Below are 24538 nucleotides of genomic sequence, written 5' to 3'. Positions count from 1 at the left end.
GAAAAAATCGAGATTTGTTTTAAAATTGCCCGAACATTCTCAAAATATATGACTTTTATACTAGATTGTGTATGGCTATAGTATTTATTCCGGGAGGGTATAAGATGAAGAAATCGTTAGCTATTGTATTGATTCTATCACTGATCGTAGTCTTGGCAGGATGCGGAAACGGGGGAGAGGGTGCTTCTGCAGATTCCAAGGACACGCTGACTTTTGTGTGGTATCCCAATGAATCCGGCGCTGATCTTAAGGATGCAAGGGAAGAGTTCGGAAGAATTATAGAGGAAGCAACCGGCAAGAAAGTAGAGCATCAAACGACAACAGACTATATCATTGCCATCGAGGCGATCACGAATGGAAATGCGGATCTTGGTTTTATGGGGCCTCAAGGCTATATCGAGGCTCACACCAAGAATGAAAAGGTACTGCCTTTAGTCGTTCCAAGCGGAGAGTCGGGTACGCTAGAGGATGCTGTGTACTACAGCTGGCTGAGTGTCAAAAAAGGACAAGAAGAAGCTTATAAGAGCGGCGATCAATTCACTATTGATGGAATTGCCGGCAAGAAGTTTTCCTTCGTATCCAATTCTTCAACTTCCGGATTCAAAGTTCCATCCTCTGGCATTATTACGTATTTCAGCGGCCAGGAACAATATAAGGATTTGACCGAGGAAGATTTGCTGATGGGTGGAGATGATCAGTTTTTCCAAGAAGTTCTGTTTGGCGGCTCCCATCAGGGCTCAGCAGTGAACTTGCTTACAGGAAAAGCAGATGTAGCTGCGTTCTGTGATACATGTGTGTCCAACTACGTGGAGCTTACGGAAGGTGAAGCGAATAAGCCAGGTGCCGTATATACCGTAAAAGACGATGCAGCTGAGCCGTTCAATACACTTCCAGGAGAGCAATTTTCACTAATTTCTGTAACGCCAGTCCTTAATTCGCCTTTTGTGGTGAATACAGATACGGTTAGTGAAGAGGATATTGCCAAGCTTGAGGAGCTCTTTACTTCAGATAAAGTGACGAGCAATGAGAAGATATTCCTTCCTGTGGAATCTGAAGCTTCCGGTTTGTTCAAGAAGAAGTCAGGGGATGAGAAATTCCTGCCAGTGGAAGATGAGTGGTTTAATCCAATTCGGGAGCTGTCAGGTCTGTAATTGATAATCAAGGAATGCAAGTTGAGGGTTAGGAGGCAGCACAGCTATGACGAAGTTACTTCAGCTGAATGAGGTGCACAAGCAATATGGCCAAGATACCAAAGCACTGACCGATGTGAATTTCACCGTGAATACCGGAGAATTCGTATCGATTATCGGTCCTTCTGGAGCAGGGAAATCGACTCTTCTTCGATGTATTAATCGAATGATCGATTCAAGCAGCGGAGAGATTATGTTTGATGGGCAGAATGTAAACCGTCTTAAGAAGAGTGAATTAAAACAGCTTAGAACCCGAATCGGCATGATTTTTCAGCATTATAATCTTGTGGAACGTTTAAGCGTCATTGAGAATGTGCTGCATGGCAGGCTTGGCTATAAGTCAACTTTCGCAGGTATTCTAGGAATTTATTCTGAGGAAGAGAAGAGACAGGCGTATGCCATATTGAAGATGCTTGGATTGGAACAACAAATCTACAAGCGCTGCGATCAGCTAAGCGGCGGGCAGAAGCAGAGAGTAGGCATCGCACGTGCACTCATTCAGGACCCAAAACTGTTGTTATGTGATGAACCGATTGCTTCACTTGATCCGAATGCATCCCAGACTATTATGGAGCATCTTCGCAGTATTTGTTCTTCAATGGGGATTACGGTGCTTGTCAATCTTCACCAGGTAGATGTCGCTCTGAAATATTCGGACCGAATCATCGGGGTCAACAAGGGTGAGATCGTATATGATGGCTTACCTGCTGGAGTTGGAACTGCAGAGCTTCAACTCATATATGGATCAAGGCTTACGGAGTATATGTCGGCTGACGGAGGAAGTCAGCATGCAGGCTAATTTCTTTGCCCGAAAAAGAAGAAACTCCCTATTCTACTGTGCCTTGATTCTCGTCCTTACCATTTGCGCGATCGTCATCACCGAATATGATGTGGTCAAAGGCTTCACCTCGGTGCCTAAGGCAGCAGAATGGGCAGTATCCAACTTCTATCCAAACGCGGAAGCGATGGACAAGCTGCCCGACATTATTGCCTCACTGCTTGAGACACTGCTCGTGTCTATCGCGGCAACGACCATTGCTGCAGGCTTTGCTCTGTTCTTCGCGATCATGGGGTCGCAGACAACCGGCGGGGACGGTGTACTCAGCTTCATCGGCCGCTCAGTTGCCACTTTGTTTCGGAATATTGATGTCGCAGCTTGGTCGATGATTCTGCTTCTATCCTTTGGTCAGAGTGTGCTTACTGGATATTTCGCCTTGTTCTTCGGTTCCTTCGGGTTCTTGACGAGGGCTTTTATCGAATCCATTGATGAAGTCAGCAACAGCTCTGTTGAGGCACTGCGTGCAACGGGGGCCAGTTTTTTATGTATCATTTTCAAATCGGTGATTCCCTCCAGCATACCGCAAATGATCAGCTGGATTCTGTTTACCGTCGAGACGAATATTCGAAATGCAACACTTATCGGTATTCTGACAGGAACAGGGATCGGCTTCTTGTTCAGTCTATATTACAAGAGTCTGAATTACAGCTCCGCCTCACTCGTCGTCCTGGTCATCGTTGCAACGATCCTACTGATTGAGACGATATCGAATTATGTGAGGAGGGTTATTCTGTAATCATGGAACATTCTTCTTATGAGCTTGGAAAAGGCACAGAGTCGGTACCTCAGAAGCGAATCAAGGCGAAGCCCTTCAACAAATCGTCCTTTGTCATATCAACAACACTTGTTATGCTGCTGATTCTTACCATTTACGGATTTCTGACGTTTGATTATAAGGATCTTCAGTTCTGGGATGCGGTTCTCTCGACAGGGGAGACGATCAGAACGATGTTCCTGGAACCGCAGATGAATCATTTTACATTTGGCGAAGCACTGAGGCAGGTCAGCATCACGCTCGGACTCGCCTTCCTGACGACGATCTTTGGCGGAGTTATCGCCTTGTTCCTGGCACTGCTTGCAGCAAGAAATTTAAGCACGAAGACGGCATCTGTTGTGGTAAAGGCCATCGTATCTTTTATCCGGGCAGTTCCGACCGTGTTGTGGGTATTAATATTTGCTGTCGCTGCAGGGCTTGGAGGGGTTGCTGCTGTAATCGGGATGACGTTCCACTCCGTCAGCTACTTGGTCAAGGCATTCTCAGAGTCGTTTGAGGAGCTGGATAAAGGGGTAATAGAAGCCCTGAAGGCGAGTGGGGCCGGCTGGTGGAAGATCGTATTTCAGGCGGTTATTCCTTCCTCCATGTCGTACTTGATCTCTTGGACCTTTATGCGCTTCGAGATTAATTTTGCTGTTGCTGTCGCAATGGGCGCAGCCGCTGGGGCTGGTGGTATTGGCTTCGACATGTTTATGGCCAGCAGCTTCTATTATGATGTGAGAGAGGTCGGATTTATTACGTATCTAATTCTGGCATTCGCGATCATACTTGAACTCGTTGCAACACAGATTAAAAAGAGATTGAAGGTTCGTACTTGAGATACTCAAAAGCTTAAGATGCAAGTCTTATATCAAACAAGAACCTCCATATTCGTTCCTACTTGAGGAGCATGGAGGTTCTTTCATATGCTTTGCCTTGTTATCCGCGAAGCAGAGATTCTGCTCCATCGATATAGACCTCGGTACCGGAAATGTGGGAGGCTTCATCTGAAGCAAGGAACAAGACCAGGGAAGCGACTTGGTCAGGCTTGCCTGACTTGCCGGCCAACGGCTGATCTCCTTCAGGGAATTCGACCGGAATTTGAACCTGATCGAGATCCTCAGAGCGCTCCGTCTTGGAATCGATATTCGTGTCAATAGCCCCCGGGTGAACGGAGTTGACCCGAATTTTATATCTAGCCAGCTCTAGTGCGGCCATTTTCATAAATGCAGTCTGACCGGCCTTGGTTGATGCATAAGCGGAGAAGCCGATATTAGAGAATACGCGGTTACCATTGATGGAACTGTTAATAATGATGCTTCCGCCATTCTCCTTCATGTGAGGTATTGCATATTTTACCGTGGCGAACGTACCTCTCATGTTAATGCACATCGTTTGGTCCCAATCTTCAATTTCCATCGTTTCAATCGGCGCCATTTTTCCGTTTACACCGGCGTTGGCGAAGACAACATCAACTCGTCCTGCTCGTTCTGCAACGGTGTTAATCGCGTGCTCCACCATCTCGGGCTTCGCGATGTCGCATTCAATAACATCAGCAGTTCCGCCGTTTTGCTCAATCATGCTCTTGGTTTCTTCTGCTCTTTCGACGGTACGATCCAGCATAAACACGTGAGCGCCTTCCTCTGCTAAGCGAATTGCAGCTGCTTGCCCTATGCCGGAACCTCCCCCGGTCACAATGGCAATCTTATTCTCAAATCGAAGATTCGGCATAACGATTCCTCCCTAATCCATAATCTATTATTCGTGAAGCTTTCTAACGTAGAAATACCCCTGCCAGAGGTAGGTTGAATCATGGGGAAGAGGGGGAGTGCAATTTTATGCAAAATCCCCAAGTACAGGACGTGTCTTTACAGGTCAGTACTTGGGGATTCTGTCATTTTATTTATATTTGTGCCAATCGAGTTTGCTGTTCTCTAGAAGATATTCAAAATTGTTATCGAGTTTTTTTTGCTCCGCTTTTTTCTTCTCTTCTGCTATACGGCGAGCTTCTTCCTGGCGTTCAGCATCGGCTGCCTTAATCTCCTTGGCCTGTGCCTTGAGCTTACCGAGCACTTCATCGCTCAGTATGTCCTTTAGCGTTGCTGCTCCGGATTCTTCACGGCTCGAAGTACGGTTAGACGACTGCCTGGACTGTGTGTTTCTTTTTTTGACCATGATGATCCCTCCGTTTCATCGTAGCAAAATTATAACAGGTAAACATGGTCCATTGGAAGTATAAGTCGCATTAATGTTGAATAGGAATAAATTAATGATAGCGCTTTCTAAAAATTGGTGTAATATAAAGTAGAGGAAGAAATAAGCGAACTAGAGTATATAGCTCATTTTGAACACCGATACTACGACTAATTAAACAGTGAAGGGGTCGTTGCTATTGGAACTAAACACGCAGCTATTAAAAGGGTTAATGTGGGGCATCCTGCTCAGTGTTCCGCTCTGGATTTCGATAATGGGATGGATTAGATTAATATGGTAATTGTTTTGCACAATAAATGGCGTACGTAATAAAGACCGGACAATCGAAGGAGTCCGGTCTTTTGCTGTTGCTTCTATTCAATCTTCTCCGGTTCCGGGTAATCGACACCCAGCGTGTCTACAGTAACCTTAGTCATCACGGGCGGATCTACCGGCCGGTCGTTCTGGTCTCGTTCAAGATTGGCAATTTCATCGACGACGTCCAGCCCTTCGGTCACTTTACCGAAAGCGGCATAAAGATTATCCAGATGCTCTGAATCAGCTTGTACAATAAAAAATTGGGATCCAGCGGAATCAAGGTCATTCGACCGGGCCATGGATACGACACCGCGGACATGCAGCAGATGGTTCTTCACCCCGTTGCTTGTAAACTCGCCTTTGATGCTGTAACCCGGACCACCGGTCCCTGTTCCTTCAGGATCGCCGCCCTGTATCATAAAGTTCGGGATAACCCGATGAAAGATCGTTCCATCGTAAAAGCCGCTGTTTGCAAGGGAAATGAAATTGTTCACCGTATTCGGAGCAATTTCCGGGTAGAGTTCCATTACGATCTGCTTGCCATTTGACAGCTCAAGGGTAGCAACCGGATGAGACTTCTCAGGGTCAGGAACACCAATCCCTCCAAACTCAAGCTCGTCATTCTCTGCAGTATCCTTTCCACATCCTGTCAGAATTACGACAAGCGCAGTCAGAAGAAAGAGGAATTTGAAGCCTTTGGATCTGAACAACATGCTGTTTCCTCCTTGATATAGTTTGAATATGCTCTCATCATACCTTTTTTTTATCCGTTTAGAAATATTCAGACGAAATGACACGAAAATGTCATAGCTCAACGTGGCTCAAATGTGTACACAAAAAAACAAGCTGCTGCAATAAGACAAGGCAACAACTTGTTAGTCTAATCTATTGGTTTAACATTCATTTCTCCGAATCGCCGCCGGCTCCATTAATGAGATCAGTGCCATGCATGGCATCAGGGTCTGGAGCAGCGGGATCAACCGGGCTGTTTGCTTCGATATCATCTGCATCAGGTACGGACGTGAGGTCGGGCTCGCTGGAACGGACAATCACATCCTGCCTGTCCATGAAATCCTCATCGGCTGCAAACTCAATGGAGGAGGAGCTGCGCACATCCTGCATCGTTTCCTTTTGAACGGTTTCGGCATCAAGCGGTGTCGTATCTTCATCAAGGCTTATGGTTTGTTCTGTATACGTGTTTACATAATCTAAATCATCTTCAGGTACGGTATTCAGCGGGTCCGGCTCCTGCAGGGATCTGTAACGGTCATAGGCAAAATCCGCTTCACTAGTATGAGGCTTATTATCCATTCCTTATCTCTCCTTTAAGTCTTATATAACTTTATAGTAATTCATAGCAGTTCGTAGCAGATCATAATTACAGATAGAGTGTCCAATTAGAACATGGGGAATACAAATTTAACGAGAAAGTATAGGAATCCAAAAAATAGAATGATGTAGGCTGCATATTTTATAAATGTAGATGCGACTAAGCTGGAATCGGATTTTTTCTGGACATCCTTGTGCTCGACTTCCACATTTCGTTGCGAGTTATTCATTTTTTATATCCTCCTTCATAAATGTGATGGGAGTCAATCGTACTTGCCTATTTCTTAAACCCGGCTTTCGATCTCGAATCAATTGGGTAGAGGAATATGGTTTCGAAAACTGCTTTTTCGCTATAAAATATAGAGAGTCAGTAGGAATGGAGGAAGACAGGTGATGGAATGGTTTACATTCTCGAATATGATCGCATCTATTAAGGTCGGTCAAAAAGCATCTACACCTGGTTACTCACGGACAGTCATTCGTAAACCTGATGGGCTATATTGGTCTTCAGGCTTATGGAAGGGCAGGGTTGTGGAGATCAAGGACTACCTATTCTCAGATATATGGACCATTTACGAGGATGAGGAGAGTCTGATCTGGCTTGAATATCGGGAGGAAGTAGAACAGAAAGAACAAGAAATGATCAAGAATCAGTATGAAGCAGAGCGGGAGCGACTTCGGGATGAGCGCGAGAATAGTATTGTAGATAACAATAAAGTGTGGAAAAATAAGGATGTGTATTAATTTTATTTTATCGAGTCTTGAGGTGTTCTAATGAGGATCGGGCCCAGAGTATCGGCTGCTATCATCTTGTGTTTACTAGGGGTACTCTTCATCCTGCCGCAAGCAGTCTTGCACGCAGAGGAGAAGGATATACAGAAATTGTCGCGGGACATGCTCTGGTTTAATGACAGTGTGAACGTCAGCTATGAGGAGCTGATGGGGGGAGATTATAAGTGGACAGCGATTGACGACGGCTATTTACCCGATGATAAGGATCCATCTATAGCTCACGCGGCATGGACCCGAATCAAGCTGCCAGCCGATCTGGATGAGAGTTCGGGAATTCTGTTTGAATATATTTATGGACAGCAGATTGATATTTATATCGATGAAGAGCTTGTATTAAGACAAACCAATCATTATCCGTTTGATCGAAATCATCTTCTGCTGCCTCTGGATCAAGAGGATTCAGGCAAGACCGTGTACATCTGGACACACAGCAGCGATCGATCTGTAGGATTAAGCGAGGACGCATGGGCAGGATATTATAAGGATTTAATCGGCATGTATCTGAGGGATGGTATATCGTCTGCCCTAATTGGAAGTATCTTGCTCCTGCTTGCGATCATTATTGTGGTAACCTGCATCTTTATGACCCGGGTCAACACCAGACAGTGGTCCTCAATGACGGGAGTCATCATATGCTTCGGGCTGGTTATCTTGTTGTATTCACCGGCTTTATACACGCTGTATCCTGACTATAGCGGTATTCTGGTCACTAGCTTCGAAGCCAGCTTAATTCTGCTGCTGCCGCTGCTAGCCTATTGTTTTGAACAGATGATCGGCCCTGGACCAGGCGGATTAATTAACAAACTGTGGAAATCCATGCTGATATACATAGTATTTTGTATGCTTGTTAATGTCGTCAATGCGTTAACGGGAGATGTCATATATCCGTTTTATGAATTTCTGACCCGGCCTGTGTTTGGCGTTGCGTTTATTGTTGAGCTTATTTTGCTGACCTATTTTACAATTCAGGAGGCGCTTAAGGGGAATCGTAAAGCCCATTTGCTATCATACGGGTCTGGAATACTTACAGTCACTGCCGTTGTCGAATGGATTCTATATTATACCTTGAATTGGTATGACTTCTGGATGATCAAGTGGGGAATGCTGGCATTCACGGTCTCTCTTGTGATCATCAAGACGAATCCCTTATGGGACAAGCATGAGCAAGTGGAGCTGTATACGAAAGAGCTTGAAGTATTCAATAACGAGCTGCAGCGCTCGGAAAAGATCAAGATAATAAGCGAATTAGCCGCTTCTGTCGCACATGAGGTGCGAAATCCCCTTCAGGTAACCCGCGGATTTCTGCAGCTGATGAGCAAGCAGGAGAATTTGAGGAATCGAAGATATGTCAGTATCGCTATTGAGGAGCTTGATCGGGCATCCGAGATTATCAATGATTTTCTAACCTTCGCGAAACCGGAATTTGATCAGATCAGGCTTATTAATCTCGCGGAAGAATTTAATCACATTGAAGGTGTGCTGATCCCGATGGCGAATCTAGAGGGCTGTGTCATTACGATGGATGTTCCTGAGAACCTATGGGTTCGGGGGAACACCTCCAAGTTTAAGCAAGCGTTTATTAATATTCTCAAGAACAGCATAGAGGCCATTCAAGGCAATGGCGAGGTTAGAGTCAAGGCTTATTCCAGAGGCAAGGAAATTTTTATTCATGTACAGGATACCGGAATAGGCATGGATGAGCAGGAGCTGATGAGACTTGGTGAACCTTATTTCTCCAATAAAACGAAGGGCACAGGGCTTGGCATGATGGTGACGTTCCGGATTATTGAGGCAATGGATGGAAATATAGAATATAGCAGCGAGAAGGGGATTGGAACAGAGGCCGTTATTCGTTTTCCTTCGGGTACTTGAGCTTGAAGTTCAAGTGTAATGGATAAAAAAGGGTGTGTTCGTCCACACTAACGAAGTGCATACAATTCATTGCAGCTAGAAAGGTGGACAAACACATGAACAAATATATTTCGCGCATCGCTTCTGCCGCACTCCTGATTTCGATCATGATGGGCTATGGAGAACAGGCTGGGGCACAGGAAACGAAGACGCCGGATCCGGTATTTACCGAGTTTGAGGTAGATGCCAATTGCGGGCAAGGTCATCGCCTCTATTTCATGGATGAGACAGCCAAGATTCTGAATATGGATCTCAAGGAACTGGCATCCCAAATGGAACAAGGCAAGACCATTGCAAGCATTGCCCGGTCGAAGGGAATGACAGACAAGCAGCTCGAGAAGAAGCTTATTCCTGCAATTGATAAGCGGGTGGATGCCGCGGTAAAAGAAGGCTGCCTGACGAAAGAACAAGGCGCGTCTATGAAATCGAATATTCATGCACGGCTCACCAAAGTCATCAATACACCGCTCAGTGAGCTTCGTAAACGGCATGCACATCATGGTAAAGGACATTCCCGCTTAAATCGCGAGGAAATTGCTAAATTCCTCGGACTGACGCCGGATCAGCTCAATCAAGAGCTTCGGAAAGGTAAGTCGCTCGCTGAAATCGCCAAATCAAAAGGCGTATCGGAGAAGCAGCTGGTGGATAAATTGAAGGAAGAATTAACACCTGATTTGGAGAAGTTTATCCATCAGAAGATCAAGATCGATGGGGCGCCGGGAAAAGAAGCCCTCAAGCATGATCAGAGCTAGAAGCGGACCGATGTCGCCGCTATAGCTGCGAATTTAGAGAATTCAATCGTTGTGCATACTAAAAAATCCCCTTCGAGCAGCTTGTCCATTATGACAAGCTGCAGCTTGAAGGGGTTTTTATATATGAAAGATCTTTACGTCAGAGTACAGCACCTTCTGCCGGGACCGTATTGTTCTTGTCCTTAGCGGTCTTGTTCTTTGGTCTGCGCGCAAGACCTACCAGATATCTTGATCCAGGCAGCTTGGATAAACCGAAGCTGATGAGCAGCGAGACGATGACGGTAAGCAGGAAAGTAATCATCGTTACCGGCAAATGATAACCGGACAGCTCCATCGGTCTAGTGAAGTATGCGATGCCGTAGATGACCATGGCATGGACGAGATAACCGCCGTATGAATATCTTCCGATCCACGTAAACAGCTTGCGGAAACGGCTCTGCGGCGAGATCACGAGCATGAATCCATACAGCAGAAACATCTGCGTCAGAATCAGAGCAAAGGTCTGGGGCTTCAGATAAGTTGATATGTTCAAGTTCATAACATCGGATGAACCTCGAAGCACATCGTATGCCAGCAAGGTGAATAATGCGATGGACAAGAGAGCCGTCCAGGGCATGATTTTGAGTATCCATCTTCGAAACGATTCAAGCATGAAGGCAACCAAAGCACCCAGTATAAAATAAAAGAAATACATAATAAATGAATAGGATCTGTACCCAAGCAGTGTTTGTGTTAGTCCGCCTGCTTCTGACGCCCAGGTTCCCATCTCGTAATATGACAGGTATAACAGATAAGCGTAGGCGACGCCAGTGAGTACGATAATGGTGATAACCGTACGTTTCTGCCTCTTCGGATCAAGAGGCGCCAGTTTGCTCTGTAGAAACAGAGCGGCTTTCCGGAATAGTGGAAACAGCAGGTAGAACTGGAACACCATGATAACGAACCACAGCTGATAACCGGCTTGAGGAACAAACCATTCACTTACAAGGCTTGTCCATGTGTCTGCACTCAGCCAGTTTGTACCAGCCGTCAGTCTAACACTCAGCCAGTATAGAACCGTCCATAACAGGAACGGCACATAAATATCTCCGAATCTTTTGCGGATAAAGCTCGGATATTGCAGCTTCTTCTCATAATTATAGAACAGCAATACAGCGGACAGGAACACAAACGTCGGCGTTCCGAACCTTGTCAAATGATACACAAACATCAGCATGGTGGAATCAGGTGCCAATATATCTGCCCGGTATATATATTCCGCGAGGCTGTGCTGCATGACAATTGCCAGGAAGGCCAGTCCCCGTAGGGGTGTCAGCTCCTCGATTCTAGTTTTTTTCAAAGGTAGATAACCTCCTATAGTTGTTTTACGATGATAAGAGGGCAAGCGATAATGTCATATTGTAACAAATCAACATTAAGAATTGATGAAATGACGAACAACATGAGCAAGTATACTACAACTCGTGCCTGCGTGTGCTTGTAATTATTGTCTCTATATATTATCGTTCATGAAGAATCGTAATTCCAGATATATAGAATAGGAATGGAGGAGAATCAATAGTGAATCACCCTGTAGAGAGTAAGAACCTGTTCCAGAGACGGAAGTCTCACCGCAAATTTGACAAGAATCAGCCTATTCCGCAAACGACGCTTGAGAATATATTAACGGATGCACTGCGTGCTCCATCCTGGTCGAATACCCAGCCTTGGGAAGTATTTGTTGCTGCAGGCAGCACATTGGAAGAGATCAGGGAAGCATATTTAGCTGCATTTGATCGTTCTGAGCCATATAATACAGATGTTCCTGTACCGAAGGAATGGCCTGAATATATGCAGGAACGCAGTATCCGTAACAGCATACATATGTTTGAGTGCATGGGGATCGATCGTGAGGATGAGAAGGCAAGAGAATTGAATCGGCGCAATAACATTTCGTTTTTTGATGGAACAGCCCTTGTCATCATCTGCCAGGAACGATCGCTTACGGATTGGTCCACCATGGATCTGGGCACCTTTGCCGGATATCTTGTACTCGCCGCTGAGCATCATGAGGTTCAAAGCGTTCCAGCCTTCAACTCGATTGCTTATCCACAAATTCTTAGAGAGAAGCTATCGATTCCGGATCATCTGATTCTGCGCTCTGGTGTCGTTCTTGGCTATGCTGTCGAGGACAGTCCCTATAATGAGCATTCATCAGAGAGAGAAGCGCTTCACCAAATGGTTCATTTCTTGAACTAGGTTCGTGAGTATGTTTCGTAGTAAAAGACCCTCAGCGATGGGGGTCTTTTGTCAAGAAGTTCACAGTAGTGACACTTCGTTTTATAATGATTATTGAAAGCGGTTTATATGCTGGCAGTGGAAGGGATAGGGGAGGCGTAGCTACATTGAAGAAGATGATGCTGATCTATACGCTTTTAATATTCGCATTTTTGGTTTATATATTTCAATATATGACTGAGGACAACGGCAATAGCGGATTTGAAAGTAATGGACTTCGAGGGGAAACGTCAGAGCGTTATGTGATGGTCACCTTCCAATCCGGATCTGAGTACTGGAAGAGTGTGCTTAAGGGCTTTGAGGATGCAGCAGATGCTTTGAATGTGTCTATTGAATATAGAGGCGCAACCGAATACGACCTTGAGGAGCAGATTATGGTGCTGGACCAGGTGATTGCCAAGAAACCGGCAGGCATTGCCATCTCTGCTATAGATACGGATGGGCTAGATGGCGCTATCGACCGCGCGATTGATGAGAACATCCCGGTGGTGCTGTTTGATTCAGGCGCACCGAACAGTAAAGCCTACTCGTTCCTGGCAACGAATAATTACAACGCAGGAGCGACAGCAGCAGCTCAGATGGCGAAGCTGACGGGAAGAGAGGGACAGGTAGCGATCGTGACTGTGCCGGGACAGCACAATCATACGGAGCGGATTCAAGGCTTCAAGGATACGCTGGAGAGCACCTATCCGATGATGGAGGTTGTCGAAACGGTCAATGGAAAAGGGAATGCGGAGGATTCGGAGCTAGAGACGCAGGCGTTGCTTAAGAAGTACCCGGATCTTGCTGGAGTATTTGTTAGCGAGGCAGCAAGCGGTGTTGGTGTCGCTGAGGCGGTTCAGCATCATGCGAGCCCGGTTCAGATCGTGAGCTTTGATACGAATAAAGCAACGCTTGATCTGATCAAGGAAGGTGTCATTGCCGCCAGCATCGCGCAGGGAACATGGAATATGGGCTACTGGTCCTTACAATATTTATTTCATCTTCATCATGATCTGACGATTCCGGCACCTTCTGCGACAGAAGAGGTGTCACCGGTTCCAGTCCAGGTCGATACAGGCATCAATGTCGTTACCAGACAAAATGTGGAGCAGTATTATGCGAAATGAGCGCAGGTCTATACGGTTATGGAACCGGCTTCAATTCAGTCAAATGCCTCTGCGTTATCAGCTCTCCATTCTTTTTGTACTGATTGGTATCGTTCCTGCACTTGGTCTCGGACTGATCGTCAATTGGACAGTGGATCGAATTGTGGAAAGGCAGGTCGAAGATAATACACTGCAGCTGATCGGCAAAGTGAATCAGTCGCTCGACAAGTCCATCGAGAATTTGCAGAACATCACCTATCTCACCGAATTTGATGAGGATGTTCAGCAGTTTATTGATGGTGATCCCGAAGCAAGAGAGCGAGTGAAGAGCTCAGGAAGTATTCAAGCTTTTTTGCAGGGGTTTACGACCCTTCATCCCGATATTGCAGGTATTATGATTATTAATAAAGAAGGCGAATATATAAGCAACGAAATGTACGCTGTAGAAGATACAGATCTGACAGAAGAGAGATGGTATCAGGATGCCGTGGATCAGAAAGGGATATTTACGGTCATCGGGCATCCTGGAGAGCGGAGAGTGACTACACATGTGAACTATACGCCGGATGAAGTAGTTTCAGTATCCAGAGCTTTGGTTGATCCGGAGACGAGGGAGAATAGAGGTGTTATTCTGATTGACCTGAAGCTATTCTCGATCTCTGGCATTGCAAGGGATGTCACTCTTGGTAAAGATGGATATTTAATGATCCAGGATCAGGAGGGGAATAAAATTTACGCACCGGATCAGTCGATCATTACTCAGCTGGAGAGCTCCTGGTTTGAGGATGCTTCGTATGGAACCTTTACGAAACAAGTCGGAGATCAGAACTTTCAGTTTCAATACCAGACCTCTTCTTACACAGGCTGGCGTACCATCGGAGTATTTAATACAGGAGATTCGGCATTTGCCGTAAGAGAAATTCATTTTTATGTGATTTGCTATTTATTTATTGTGTGCATGTTTGGATTAACGGCAGCCTACATGCTGTCACAGTCGATCTCAAGACCGATTCATCACCTGATGAGCCTGATGCAAAAAGCGGAAAAAGGCGATATGACGCTGCGTAATCTCGGGAACCGGGGGGATGAGGTCGGGATGCTCGGTGTCAGCTTCAACCGTATGCTGCAGGAGATCAAGAAGCTGATGGCGATAAACCGGAGAAAAGAAAAACAGAAGCAGGCAGCCGAGCTGCGCAGTCTTACCGCACACATCAAGCCGCACTTTTTGTATAACACACTGGATACCATCCACTGGATGGCGCGTAAGCAGGGAGCGGAGGATGTGTCCGAAATGGTGAAATCGTTATCCCGATTATTTCGGATCGGACTCAGCAAGGGAAGCAGCATGATCCCGGTGTCGGAAGAGATGGATCATATCAGCAGCTATTTGCAGATCCAGAAGACCCGCTATCGGGACCGGCTGAACTGCCAGATTGAGCTGCAGGAGGAGGCCAGAAGATTCTATGTGGTCAAGCTGATCATGCAGCCGATCGTTGAGAATGCGATCTATCATGGCATTAAGGCTAGGCGCGGTGCAGGCATCATTCGAATTCAGGTGGAACAGCAAACCGATTATCTTCTGATTACGATCACAGATAATGGTGCGGGCATGGACGAGGATCGGCTTCAGCAGATGAGAGGGAAGCTTGCAAATCCCTTGATCACCATAGATAAGCAGCATGAAGATGTGGAGTCACAGAAGAGCTACGGACTGTTAAATGTGCAGGCCCGGATTCAGCTCGCATTCGGAACAGACTATGGCGTGCAGCTGGACAGCACGCTGGGAGAAGGAACGACGGTCACGATTAGACATCCATTGTTGACCGAGCCGCAAGTCATGGCTGACCACGAACAGGAGGAGGAGCTATGAACAATCCATATCAAGTATTGATTGCGGATGATGAGCCCATCATTCGTGAAGGAATCAGCGAGTCGGTAGACTGGGCTTCTCTTGGAATGGAAGTAATCGGACTTGCAGAAGACGGAGCAGAAGCGCTGGAGCTTGCCTTAGAGCGAGGAGCCGATCTTGTGCTTGTGGATATGAATATGCCGATCATGAACGGCATCTCATTTATTCAGGCGCTTCGAGAGCAGAAGCAGGAATGCAGATGCATTATCATTACAGGATATGATGAATTCAGTTATGCCCAGCAAGCGATTCGGCTGGGTGTTGAGGAATATATATTGAAGCCGGTTGAACCTGAAGAGCTTATGAAGGTGCTGCAGCGAATCAAGACCTCACTGGATGATGAACAGCTAGAGAAGGAAAAACAGGAATCTGCCAGGGAGCATCTTCGTAAGAGAAGAGAGGTGCTGCGAGAGCAGCTGGGACAGGAATGGGTGCAGGGCAGACTGAATGAAGACGAAATTAGAATACAGCTCAGCTTGCTCTCGCTTCCTGCTGCTTCTCCCGCAAGCTGTGTTGTGATCCGTTGGCCGGAGGCAAGCATGCCGAATACAATATTAAAGGAAGGCGATCGTCAGCTGTATCTCTATGCGGTCAAGAACATTGTTGAAGAGCTGATTGGCACCTCTGAAGCGCTTGTGTTTAGAAATGCAGCAGATCTGGTCGTGGGCATCAGCTGGAGCAGGTTCACCCCAGAGCTGCTTATTAAAATCGAGGAGGCGGCAAAGGAGAATCTGGGCGTAACGATTCACACGGCTTACGAAGAGGTTGGAGCGGAGACGGAACTACTGCAAGCATATAACCTGTGCAAGGAATGCATTTATCAGGAGGCTTCGCTATCTCCGCTCGTGCGAAGAGCCCGGCAATACTTGCAGGAGCATTATCATAATCACTCTTTGTCACTGGAGCTGGTTGCTTCTGAGCTGGGAGTTTCGCCTGTGTACTTGAGTCGCATGCTGAAGAAGGAGCTCGGAGATTCATTTATTTCCTTACTGACAGGGATACGAATTCACAAAGCGATACAACTGCTGAATAGCAGCAGTCTTGCCATACATGAGATTGCAGATCATATCGGATATGAGAGTCAGCATTACTTCAGTACTGCATTCAAGAAGGTCATTGGCATTTCCCCGAATAAATATCGCAAGGGTGGGGGCTTTGTTTAGAAGATAATTAGCGCATTTATTATAGTTCCTATCCTTAAAAAGCGCCGCAAGGCGTTTTTTTGCTGTCTGGAGACTCATGTCGGTATATTGCCAAGAAAGGTTTGATTTTTATAAAAACGGTTGGAAATGTGCAAAGACGTTTCAAGAAGGGATGAGATATCATTATAGAAGAAACAAGGGATCAATGGATATGAAAGCGCTCACTATAGAAGCTTTAATCCAGGCACAATCGTACAAGCGAAAGGGTGGAACCGATGAAGAAAGCATTAACCTATCTTCTTCTCTTCGTGCTCGTTATCTCTTTGAGTGCATGTAATCTTGCGGAGACGACAAGCGGCAGCGAGAGTCAGGGCTATGTCGGCATAGCAATGCCAACGAAATCGGCGGAGAGATGGGTAGCCGATGGAAATAACATGGTGAAGCTGTTTGAAGAGAAAGGCTTCAAGACCGATCTGCAATACGCAGAGGATGTGGTGGAGAATCAGATTGCACAAATCGAGAACATGATTACTAAAGGCGTGGATGTGATCGTAATTGCATCCGTTGACGGGAATACATTGACTGATGTGATCAGCAAGGCTCATGACCAAGGCATTCGTGTCATAGCTTATGACCGATTAATTCGTAATACGGAGCATCTGTCCTATTATGCTACATTTGATAATTTCCAAGTGGGTGTACTTCAGGGTTCTTATATAGAAGAGAAGCTGGGTCTGAAGGAAGGCGAGGGACCGTTTAATATCGAGCTGTTTGGCGGATCACCGGACGATAACAATGCTTACTTCTTCTTTGACGGCGCCATGTCGATCCTGCAGCCGTATATTGACTCCGGTCAGCTGGTTATACGAAGCAATCAGAATTCAATGAGTCAAATCGCTACGCTGAGATGGGATGGAGCGGAAGCACAGAAGCGGATGGATAATTTGATCAGTGCGCATTACTCGAATGAGCGGATTGATGCAATTCTGGCTCCTGCCGATTCGATAAGCCTTGGCATCATTTCTTCCCTGAAAGGTGTAGGGTACGGAAGCTCGAATAATCCAATGCCTGTGATTACCGGGCAGGATGCAGAGCTGTCCTCCATTAAATCTATCGTCAGAGGAGAGCAGACACAAACCATATTTAAGGATACTCGCCAGCTGGCGAAGCGAACGGTCGCAATGGTTGAAAGCGTTCTCTCTGGAACGGAAGCAGAAGTGAATGATACGGAGAGCTACGATAATGGAAAAATCGTCGTGCCATCCTACCTGCTAGAGCCGGTATCTGTGGATGCGACAAATCTGGAGGAAGTGGTTATTGATTCCGGATATTACACCAAAGAAGAAGTTGGGCTCGAATAGAATGACTGTTAACTTTTGATGCGGGAAGGTGAAATCATGGCTGAATATATACTTGAAATGCGCGGGATTACAAAGGAATTTCCAGGTGTCAAAGCACTGGAGAATGTAAACCTGAAGGTGAAGGCAGGCGAGATTCATTCCTTATGTGGTGAGAATGGTGCCGGCAAATCAACACTGATGAAGGTTTTGAGCGGGGTGTATCCTCACGGTTCATATGAGGGGGATATCTTATTTGAAGATCAGGTATGTGAATTCAAAACGATCAAGGACAGCGAGGAGAAAGGAATCGTCATCATCCATCAGGAGCTCGCGCTTATCCCATACTTGTCCATTGCCGAGAACATATTTCTGGGTAACGAACGGGCGAACAAAGGGGTGATCAATTGGCAGGAGACGATAACGAAGACCTCCGAGCTTCTGAAGGAAGTGGGGCTGGATGAGAATCCTAACACGCTCGTTACGAATATCGGTGTCGGCAAACAACAGCTTGTCGAGATTGCGAAGGCGCTGTCCAAGAAGGTTAAGCTTCTTATTCTGGATGAACCGACAGCAGCGCTTAATGAGACTGACAGTCAAAATCTGCTCAGATTGATGCTGGAGTTCAAGAAGCAGGGTATCGCTTGTATTCTCATTTCACATAAGCTGAACGAAGTATCCGAGGTATCGGATTCCGTTACGATTTTGCGAGATGGCAAGACGATCGAAACGCTGGATATGAAATCGAAGGATATGACCGAGGACCGAATCATCCGCGGCATGGTTGGCCGTGATCTAACAGATCGTTATCCGGAACGCAAGCCAAATATTGGTGAAGTCATGCTTGAAGTCAAGGACTGGACAGTATATCACGAGCATCATGCTGATCGCAAAGTACTGGATAGAGTCAACTTAAATGTACGACGCGGAGAAATTGTAGGTATTGCCGGTCTCATGGGAGCCGGACGAACCGAGCTTGCCATGAGTATGTTTGGTAAGGCATATGGACAGAAAATCTCAGGCGAGCTGCGCAAGGACGGAAAGGTTATTTACAATAACACAATTAATCAGGCGATTGATAATGGATTTGCCTATGTAACTGAGGATCGCAAAGACTATGGACTCGTACTGATCCAGGATATTAAGCGAAACATTTCATTAACCGGGATTAACAAGCTGCAGAAGGCTTCTGTTATTAATGAGAATGAAGAGGTGATCGTTGCGGAGCAAATGCGCAAACGACTCAAGATTAAAACGAACAGCATCCATCAGGAGGTTCAGAACCTTAGCGGTGGTAATCAGCAGAAGGTTGTGCTGAGCAAATGGATCTATTCCGAGCCGGATATTCTCATACTCGATGAGCCTACAAGAGGAATTGATGTAGGGGCTAAATTTGAAATCTATTCGATTATTCAGGAGCTGGCGAATGAAGGGAAGGCCATTATCGTTATCTCTTCAGAGCTTCCTGAGATACTCGGCATCTGTGACCGAATCTTCGTTATGAATGCAGGAAGGATCACAGGTGAAGTGGATCGGAGTGAAGCGAATCAAGAGCTGTTGATGAAATACATGACGAAAACGACCAGATCGGGAGGGCATAACAATGGATAACTTAATGCATCTACTCAGAAATAATATTCGCCAGTACGGCATGATTATAGCATTGATACTCATTATGATCTTGTTCGGTGTCCTTAGCGGAGGACTGTTATTTGAACCGATCAACATTACGAACCTCATCTTGCAAAACAGCTATATTCTCGTCCTTGCCATTGGTATGGTACTGGTCATCATCACAGGGCATATTGACTTGTCCGTAGGTTCCGTAGCTGCCCTTGTTGGTGCTTGTGCGGCAATTATGATGGTAGATATGAATCTGCATCCGGTCGTAGCGGTCATTCTATCGCTTCTACTCGGAGCGCTGATCGGCGCATGGCAGGGCTTCTGGATTGCTTACGTCCGCATACCTGCCTTTATCGTTACACTTGCAGGGATGCTCTTGTTCCGTGGTCTTACTATGATTGTATTGGAAGGTCAGTCCATTTCTCCTCTCCCGGAAGGCTTCCAGAAGATTAGTGCAGGCTTCATTCCGGACTTCGGGAATGCAGGGACGAATCTGGTAGCGATCCTTGCAGGTATTATTGTAACCGTACTTTACATTATTAATGAAGTGAAGGCTCGCAAAAATCAGCAGAAGTATAAATTTGAGACGAGTTCTACACCGCTCTTTATAATGAAAATGGTGCTTATTGCTATCGTCGTTAACGTATTTTTCGTAGCGCTTGCCAGCTACGCAGGTATTCCGAATATCCTGGTACTGCTTGCCGTACTTATCGTAGGTTATTCCTTTGTCATGAATAAGACGGTTATGGGACGCCATATCTATGCGGTTGGTGGTAATGAGAAGGCAGCAGGCCTGTCCGGGGTAAAAACGAAGAAGGTTACCTTCTGGGTATTTGTTAACATGGGTGTACTTGCAGCCATCTCTGGTTTGATCTTTACCGCAAGACTGAATGCGGCAATTCCAAGAGCGGGCACAAACTTTGAGCTTGATGCTATCGCGGCTGCCTTTATCGGCGGAGCTTCCGCATCAGGGGGAATCGGAACCGTATTTGGCGCCATTATCGGCGGACTGGTTATGGGTGTACTGAATAACGGGATGTCACTGATCGGGCTCGGTATCGACTGGCAGCAAGGGATCAAAGGTCTTGTACTGTTGTTAGCTGTAGCGTTTGATATTTACAACAAGAACAAGCGATCTGCCTAATCTGTAAACGATTCAAAAGGTTACAAAAAGGTTAAAAAATAAAAACAAAATTTATTGACGGATATAATATCCAACGTGAATACTAGTAAGTTTATCCAATTCATAAAACAGCCTTTAATTTTATAGGTCTATATACCTATTTAAATAAAGGCTGTTTTTCTTGTTTTATAATATTTTTATGCTGATTTATAAGTGTTTTTGGCTTTGAAAAAAATAGAATGGATATTCGAAAGTCTATTTTTCTGGTTCACTACAATGGTCATATAGACCTATATTGAAGGTGAATCGATCAGGACTAAAGTCCGATGATTTAGCTTGCTTGCCTGTCCTACAATGGGGACAGTTGATGGCAAGGCGATGCCATGAGGAATTAACAAAACCTAAAACTTCAGGAGGTTCTACAACATGAAGGTTACAAAAAAGATACTAACTGCAGCAATTGCATCCACATTGATGTTCGGCTCAGTGAGCATGCCTGTATTCTCAAGCCAGGCTTATGCAGCTACAACGACAAAGGAAGTTATCTACGGTGTTAACCTCAGAGAGGAAGCAACAACTTCTTCATCTGTCATTCGTATGCTGAAAAAGGGAGAAACCGTGTCCGTTCTTGGAACATCTGGATCCAGCTGGCTTAAAGTTAAAGATACAAAAGGAAATACAGGATACATTTCTTCTTCTTCTAAATATACAAAAACAGTAAGCGGAAGCAGCTCCTCTAACGGAAGCAGCTCCTCTAGCGGTGACAGCGTCTCTGCAAACAGCACTAGCTCAGCTACTGTGGAAAAAGTGATCGACGCAGGTGCGAAGTACCTTGGAACGCCTTATGAGTTCGGCGCACCACGCAGCAGCACGAAGACGTTTGACTGTTCTTCTTTTGTAAGACGAGCATTCATGGATGGCGCTGGGATTACGCTTCCGGCAGATTCCCGTCAACAAGGAACTTATGTTAAGAACAAAGGTAATGCGAAATCCAGCATTTCTTCTCTGAAACGTGGAGACCTGATGTTCTTCATGTCTTACAAAGGCTCAAGCAAGTCTTCTTATTCCGGAATCAACAAGAGCTCAGCAAGAATTACGCATGTCGCTATTTACCTGGGTAACGGCAAAATGCTTCATACGTATTCTACTGAATCCGGCGGTGTAAAAGTGGATACCTTCGAAGGCAAGCATTGGGAATACCGCTTCCTGTATGGAGGAAGCGCACTTTAATATAAGTTATTTAAGAAAAGCCTCTTCCTAGCGGAAGAGGCTTTTTTTTGAATTCAGTGGTAAAGCCTCAGAATGATATTCTGATTATAATTACCGAAGCCTTCACCGTACAATGTTAATCCCCCAACATGCTGCGCGTCCTGTTCAACAGCGAGACGGAAGGTCCATTGATTACGTTCTATCGGTATATCCTGGATGGTCATACCTGACATGCGCTGTCCATCAATAAACGTAGCCTTGTTCGTGATACGAATGACCTTCAAGAGTCCATATTGATTCACCTCATCCTGCCACCACTCCGGTGTGAAGATACCTCTGCCATGTCCCGAGTCTCCAGGACTTGTCCATATTCCGAGCGGTATCCCGTTTAGGGTGAAGGAAATGTCAGAAGGCCAGTTGGGATTAACGCCTGGTGCCTCAGAACCGATCTCAAATGATATTTCAATCTCTGTTATTTGCTCGTTCTGCAGCAAGTAATTGGGAATCTTATATTCTACATAACCACGGCCAAACCATAGGATGTGTGCATTCACACGTTCTGGATCGAGAAAATAACGCGGATCATCATATTGTCCAATGACTTTCTCTGTCGTTGACAAACCACAAGTCGGATACACTTCAAACTCGGTATAATGTCCGATAGGAATAGAGGTCTCCTTATACTTGACGGCAAGCTGTTGAACCTTTTTCGGCATCATAATCTCAATCCAATCGACAGCCAGGGAATTGATCTTATGCGTACCGCCATCCTTGCGAATCATCTTGGATTCAACAATGCCCACCTCTTGCAGTTTGCGGACATGGCTGGTTACTATCGCGCTGCTTAATTCAAGATGGGCAGCAAGCTCTTTAATATTCATAGGCTGCTCTGCCAGTAGCCGGATAATGGATAGCCGTACACCGCTCGCTAACGCTTCGTACAGAGGAAGCCATTTATCTTCAGCATTTGCTCTTATCATAGGTTCTATTCGCTCCTGAATCAGTTGATTTATACTTATCTATTATTATAGGATTAATGATTAAATAAATTCAATGAAATTTTGTGAAATTCAAAAATGTTATTGCAATTAAGTTTTATTTGGATTTTAATAAAAGAGGGAATTATGATTTGCTTGAAGGATTAATGATTAAATTAATTTAAGGAGTTGGCATAATTCATGGCAGATAAGGCAAAGATGATCGTTGACAAAGATTTCCGAATTGCAGAAGTGGACAAAAGAATTTATGGCTCTTTTATTGAGCATTTAGGCCGTGCTGTATATGGAGGCATTTACGAACCAGGTCATGAGACTGCAGATGAAGCTGGTTTGCGTCAGGATGTAATGGGACTTATCCAAGATCTTCAGGTTCCGATTGTCCGTTATCCAGGGGGGAATTTTGTATCCGGTTACAATTGGGAAGACAGTGTGGGTCCGAAGGAAGATCGCAAGCGCCGTCTGGAGCTGGCATGGCGTACAGTGGAAACCAATGAGTTTGGCTTCAATGAATTTGTGGATTGGGCGAAGAAGGCCAATACCGAGGTCATGATGGCAGTTAACCTGGGTACACGTGGAGTCGACGCTGCCCGCAATATTGTGGAGTACAGCAATCATCCTTCCGGCTCATACTACAGTGATCTGCGTATCAAGCATGGCTACAAAGACCCGCATAACGTGAAGACTTGGTGTCTTGGTAACGAGATGGACGGTCCTTGGCAGATTGGTCATAAAACAGCAGAAGAATACGGAAGAGTCGCGCTTGAGGCAGCCAAAGTTATGAAGTGGGTAGACCCGACCATTGAACTTGTTGCCTGCGGAAGCTCCAGTATTCATATGAAGACCTTCCCAGAGTGGGAAGCGACTGTGCTTGATCATACTTATGATCATGTGGAGTACTTATCCCTGCATCAATATTACGGTAATCGCGACCAGGATTCTGCGTTGTTCCTGGCGAGATCTCTTGAAATGGATCAGTTTATTGAGACTGTGACTGCAACCTGTGATTATATTAAAGCGAAGAAGCGCAGCAAGAAGAAAATGCTTCTCTCCTTTGATGAATGGAACGTATGGTTCCACTCTAATGAGAACGACAGCAAGATGGAGCCATGGCAGATCGCTCCTCCACAGCTTGAGGATGTATATAACCATGAGGATGCACTGCTTGTTGGCTGCATGCTGATCAGCTTGCTCAAGCATTCCGACCGTGTGAGAATGGCTTGTCTCGCTCAGCTTGTCAACGTCATTGCTCCAATTATGACAGAGAATGGCGGGGCTGCTTGGAAGCAGACGATCTACTACCCTTATCTGCACACTTCTATTTACGGTCGGGGTCAAGCACTTGTACCGCTGATTCAATCTCCTAAATACGATACGAAGGAAATTACAGATGTACCTTATCTTGAAGCGCTCGCGATCCACAATGAAGAGGCAGAAGAAGTTACCGTCTTTGCTGTAAACCGTCATCTCGATGAGTCCTTGCCAGTGGAAGTGGATCTGCGCAGCTTCGGCAATTGTCAGATCATCGAGCATATTGTGCTCGAAAGTGATGATCTGAAGGCAGTGAATACAGCTGCTCAGCCAGACCGGGTTGCTCCGCATAAGAACGGAAAAGCAGTTGTAGATGGTACGACGGTATCTGCACAGCTGGGTAAGGCGAGCTGGAATGTCATTCGGTTGAAGGTGAGTGCGAAGTAAGAGTTGAGGTTTAGAAAGTGAGTGAGGGAGGAGGGCGCTAGCGCGATGGGCGCTGGTAAT

General features: G+C 45.7%; 23 protein-coding genes. 16 read left to right on the top strand and 7 right to left on the bottom strand.

The features are described 5' to 3' along the window. Positions 1-104: 104 nt before the first annotated feature. The 4 genes from ACFQ3J_RS14245 to ACFQ3J_RS14230 are packed head-to-tail and all read left to right on the top strand — an operon-like array spanning position 105 to position 3621. A complete protein-coding gene (locus tag ACFQ3J_RS14245) occupies positions 105-1151 on the top strand; it encodes a phosphate/phosphite/phosphonate ABC transporter substrate-binding protein (protein WP_251582274.1) in 1047 nt (348 codons plus the stop codon). A 46-nt stretch (positions 1152-1197) separates the two neighbouring features. Beyond that, a complete protein-coding gene (gene phnC / locus ACFQ3J_RS14240; protein ID WP_091153576.1) occupies positions 1198-1989 on the top strand; it encodes a phosphonate ABC transporter ATP-binding protein in 792 nt (263 codons plus the stop codon). Further along, positions 1979-2764 (top strand): PhnE/PtxC family ABC transporter permease, encoded by a 786-nt coding sequence (locus tag ACFQ3J_RS14235; protein WP_091153578.1) that lies wholly within the window; start codon positions 1979-1981, stop codon positions 2762-2764. The genes phnC and ACFQ3J_RS14235 overlap by 11 nt, the downstream gene beginning before the upstream one ends. A gap of 2 nt (positions 2765-2766) precedes the next feature. Then, entirely contained in the window at positions 2767-3621 is an 855-nt protein-coding gene (locus ACFQ3J_RS14230; protein WP_251582272.1) for a PhnE/PtxC family ABC transporter permease, read from the top strand. A gap of 100 nt (positions 3622-3721) precedes the next feature. Here ACFQ3J_RS14230 and ACFQ3J_RS14225 read toward each other — a convergent pair whose 3' ends face one another. From ACFQ3J_RS14225 to ACFQ3J_RS14205, 5 genes are all read right to left on the bottom strand, one after another. After that, positions 3722-4513, bottom strand: a complete 792-nt coding sequence (locus ACFQ3J_RS14225) for an SDR family oxidoreductase (RefSeq protein ID WP_251582270.1) — start codon at positions 4511-4513, stop codon at positions 3722-3724. Positions 4514-4681: 168 nt separating this feature from the next. Further along, positions 4682-4957 carry a YqkE family protein gene (locus tag ACFQ3J_RS14220; RefSeq protein WP_251582268.1) on the bottom strand — a complete coding sequence of 92 codons (276 nt, stop codon included), beginning with the start codon at positions 4955-4957 and terminating at the stop codon, positions 4682-4684. 392 nt (positions 4958-5349) lie between these two features. Then, positions 5350-6006, bottom strand: a complete 657-nt coding sequence (locus ACFQ3J_RS14215) for a peptidylprolyl isomerase (RefSeq protein ID WP_251582266.1) — start codon at positions 6004-6006, stop codon at positions 5350-5352. A 187-nt stretch (positions 6007-6193) separates the two neighbouring features. Then, complete coding sequence (locus ACFQ3J_RS14210; RefSeq protein WP_091153591.1) at positions 6194-6604, bottom strand: hypothetical protein; 411 nt, start codon at positions 6602-6604, stop codon at positions 6194-6196. Between the two features lie 86 nt (positions 6605-6690). Continuing rightward, entirely contained in the window at positions 6691-6852 is a 162-nt protein-coding gene (locus tag ACFQ3J_RS14205) for a hypothetical protein (RefSeq protein ID WP_170862326.1), read from the bottom strand. Positions 6853-7015: 163 nt separating this feature from the next. On the opposite strand from ACFQ3J_RS14205, the gene ACFQ3J_RS14200 reads away from it, so the two are divergent. The 3 genes from ACFQ3J_RS14200 (at position 7016) to ACFQ3J_RS14190 (ending at position 10077) form a co-directional block, all read left to right on the top strand. Beyond that, positions 7016-7366 (top strand): hypothetical protein, encoded by a 351-nt coding sequence (locus ACFQ3J_RS14200; RefSeq protein WP_379293046.1) that lies wholly within the window; start codon positions 7016-7018, stop codon positions 7364-7366. 30 nt (positions 7367-7396) lie between these two features. Further along, complete coding sequence (locus ACFQ3J_RS14195; protein WP_251582261.1) at positions 7397-9286, top strand: sensor histidine kinase; 1890 nt, start codon at positions 7397-7399, stop codon at positions 9284-9286. A gap of 95 nt (positions 9287-9381) precedes the next feature. Continuing rightward, positions 9382-10077: a hypothetical protein gene (locus tag ACFQ3J_RS14190; protein ID WP_251582259.1), complete on the top strand. Its 696-nt coding sequence runs from the start codon at positions 9382-9384 to the stop codon at positions 10075-10077. A gap of 139 nt (positions 10078-10216) precedes the next feature. Here ACFQ3J_RS14190 and ACFQ3J_RS14185 read toward each other — a convergent pair whose 3' ends face one another. Further along, the gene (locus ACFQ3J_RS14185) at positions 10217-11416 is read right to left on the bottom strand and encodes an acyltransferase (protein WP_091153598.1); all 1200 of its coding nucleotides are present in this window, start codon (positions 11414-11416) and stop codon (positions 10217-10219) included. A gap of 221 nt (positions 11417-11637) precedes the next feature. Here ACFQ3J_RS14185 and ACFQ3J_RS14180 point away from each other — a divergent pair, with 221 nt between their 5' ends. The 8 genes from ACFQ3J_RS14180 (at position 11638) to ACFQ3J_RS14145 (ending at position 21806) form a co-directional block, all read left to right on the top strand. Further along, positions 11638-12315 (top strand): nitroreductase, encoded by a 678-nt coding sequence (locus ACFQ3J_RS14180; RefSeq protein WP_251582257.1) that lies wholly within the window; start codon positions 11638-11640, stop codon positions 12313-12315. Between the two features lie 146 nt (positions 12316-12461). After that, on the top strand, positions 12462-13463 hold the full coding sequence (locus tag ACFQ3J_RS14175; RefSeq protein ID WP_091153602.1) for a substrate-binding domain-containing protein: 1002 nt from the start codon (positions 12462-12464) through the stop codon (positions 13461-13463). Then, positions 13453-15312: a cache domain-containing sensor histidine kinase gene (locus ACFQ3J_RS14170; protein ID WP_251582255.1), complete on the top strand. Its 1860-nt coding sequence runs from the start codon at positions 13453-13455 to the stop codon at positions 15310-15312. The genes ACFQ3J_RS14175 and ACFQ3J_RS14170 overlap by 11 nt, the downstream gene beginning before the upstream one ends. Next, on the top strand, positions 15309-16514 hold the full coding sequence (locus tag ACFQ3J_RS14165) for a response regulator transcription factor (RefSeq protein ID WP_251582253.1): 1206 nt from the start codon (positions 15309-15311) through the stop codon (positions 16512-16514). Before ACFQ3J_RS14170 ends, ACFQ3J_RS14165 begins: the two co-directional genes overlap by 4 nt. A 254-nt stretch (positions 16515-16768) precedes the next feature. Continuing rightward, positions 16769-17854, top strand: coding sequence for a multiple monosaccharide ABC transporter substrate-binding protein (gene chvE / locus ACFQ3J_RS14160; protein WP_091153606.1), 1086 nt, complete (start codon positions 16769-16771; stop codon positions 17852-17854). Between the two features lie 36 nt (positions 17855-17890). Beyond that, on the top strand, positions 17891-19441 hold the full coding sequence (gene mmsA, locus ACFQ3J_RS14155) for a multiple monosaccharide ABC transporter ATP-binding protein (RefSeq protein ID WP_251582251.1): 1551 nt from the start codon (positions 17891-17893) through the stop codon (positions 19439-19441). Further along, positions 19434-20597, top strand: coding sequence for a multiple monosaccharide ABC transporter permease (mmsB, locus tag ACFQ3J_RS14150; RefSeq protein ID WP_091153609.1), 1164 nt, complete (start codon positions 19434-19436; stop codon positions 20595-20597). The genes mmsA and mmsB overlap by 8 nt, the downstream gene beginning before the upstream one ends. Before the next feature lie 405 nt (positions 20598-21002). Continuing rightward, on the top strand, positions 21003-21806 hold the full coding sequence (locus ACFQ3J_RS14145) for a C40 family peptidase (RefSeq protein ID WP_091153612.1): 804 nt from the start codon (positions 21003-21005) through the stop codon (positions 21804-21806). Between the two features lie 53 nt (positions 21807-21859). On the opposite strand, the gene ACFQ3J_RS14140 is transcribed toward ACFQ3J_RS14145, so the two are convergent. Then, complete coding sequence (locus ACFQ3J_RS14140; RefSeq protein ID WP_251582249.1) at positions 21860-22765, bottom strand: ArsR/SmtB family transcription factor; 906 nt, start codon at positions 22763-22765, stop codon at positions 21860-21862. A gap of 198 nt (positions 22766-22963) precedes the next feature. Here ACFQ3J_RS14140 and arfA point away from each other — a divergent pair, with 198 nt between their 5' ends. After that, complete coding sequence (gene arfA / locus ACFQ3J_RS14135; RefSeq protein WP_251582247.1) at positions 22964-24478, top strand: arabinosylfuranosidase ArfA; 1515 nt, start codon at positions 22964-22966, stop codon at positions 24476-24478. The last annotated feature ends 60 nt before the right edge of the window (positions 24479-24538 follow it).

Source organism: Paenibacillus provencensis (assembly GCF_042678545.1).
Classification (GTDB): Bacteria; Bacillota; Bacilli; order Paenibacillales; family Paenibacillaceae; genus Paenibacillus; species Paenibacillus provencensis.
This window is presented reverse-complemented; position numbering and strand designations above follow the sequence as displayed.

Excerpts from the sequence above, each read along its gene's own strand:
- ACFQ3J_RS14230 (WP_251582272.1), top strand. The coding sequence starts at position 2,767 with ATGGAACATTCTTCTTATGAGCTTGGAAAAGGCACAGAGTCGGTACCT.
- ACFQ3J_RS14140 (WP_251582249.1), bottom strand. The coding sequence starts at position 22,765 with ATGATAAGAGCAAATGCTGAAGATAAATGGCTTCCTCTGTACGAAGCG.
- ACFQ3J_RS14170 (WP_251582255.1), top strand. The coding sequence starts at position 13,453 with ATGCGAAATGAGCGCAGGTCTATACGGTTATGGAACCGGCTTCAATTC.
- phnC (WP_091153576.1), top strand. The coding sequence starts at position 1,198 with ATGACGAAGTTACTTCAGCTGAATGAGGTGCACAAGCAATATGGCCAA.
- ACFQ3J_RS14235 (WP_091153578.1), top strand. The coding sequence starts at position 1,979 with ATGCAGGCTAATTTCTTTGCCCGAAAAAGAAGAAACTCCCTATTCTAC.
- ACFQ3J_RS14220 (WP_251582268.1), bottom strand. The coding sequence starts at position 4,957 with ATGGTCAAAAAAAGAAACACACAGTCCAGGCAGTCGTCTAACCGTACT.
- ACFQ3J_RS14205 (WP_170862326.1), bottom strand. The coding sequence starts at position 6,852 with ATGAATAACTCGCAACGAAATGTGGAAGTCGAGCACAAGGATGTCCAG.
- ACFQ3J_RS14195 (WP_251582261.1), top strand. The coding sequence starts at position 7,397 with ATGAGGATCGGGCCCAGAGTATCGGCTGCTATCATCTTGTGTTTACTA.
- ACFQ3J_RS14225 (WP_251582270.1), bottom strand. The coding sequence starts at position 4,513 with ATGCCGAATCTTCGATTTGAGAATAAGATTGCCATTGTGACCGGGGGA.
- ACFQ3J_RS14245 (WP_251582274.1), top strand. The coding sequence starts at position 105 with ATGAAGAAATCGTTAGCTATTGTATTGATTCTATCACTGATCGTAGTC.
- ACFQ3J_RS14210 (WP_091153591.1), bottom strand. The coding sequence starts at position 6,604 with ATGGATAATAAGCCTCATACTAGTGAAGCGGATTTTGCCTATGACCGT.
- chvE (WP_091153606.1), top strand. The coding sequence starts at position 16,769 with ATGAAGAAAGCATTAACCTATCTTCTTCTCTTCGTGCTCGTTATCTCT.
- mmsA (WP_251582251.1), top strand. The coding sequence starts at position 17,891 with ATGGCTGAATATATACTTGAAATGCGCGGGATTACAAAGGAATTTCCA.
- ACFQ3J_RS14215 (WP_251582266.1), bottom strand. The coding sequence starts at position 6,006 with ATGTTGTTCAGATCCAAAGGCTTCAAATTCCTCTTTCTTCTGACTGCG.
- ACFQ3J_RS14165 (WP_251582253.1), top strand. The coding sequence starts at position 15,309 with ATGAACAATCCATATCAAGTATTGATTGCGGATGATGAGCCCATCATT.
- ACFQ3J_RS14145 (WP_091153612.1), top strand. The coding sequence starts at position 21,003 with ATGAAGGTTACAAAAAAGATACTAACTGCAGCAATTGCATCCACATTG.
- ACFQ3J_RS14190 (WP_251582259.1), top strand. The coding sequence starts at position 9,382 with ATGAACAAATATATTTCGCGCATCGCTTCTGCCGCACTCCTGATTTCG.
- mmsB (WP_091153609.1), top strand. The coding sequence starts at position 19,434 with ATGGATAACTTAATGCATCTACTCAGAAATAATATTCGCCAGTACGGC.
- ACFQ3J_RS14200 (WP_379293046.1), top strand. The coding sequence starts at position 7,016 with ATGGAATGGTTTACATTCTCGAATATGATCGCATCTATTAAGGTCGGT.
- arfA (WP_251582247.1), top strand. The coding sequence starts at position 22,964 with ATGGCAGATAAGGCAAAGATGATCGTTGACAAAGATTTCCGAATTGCA.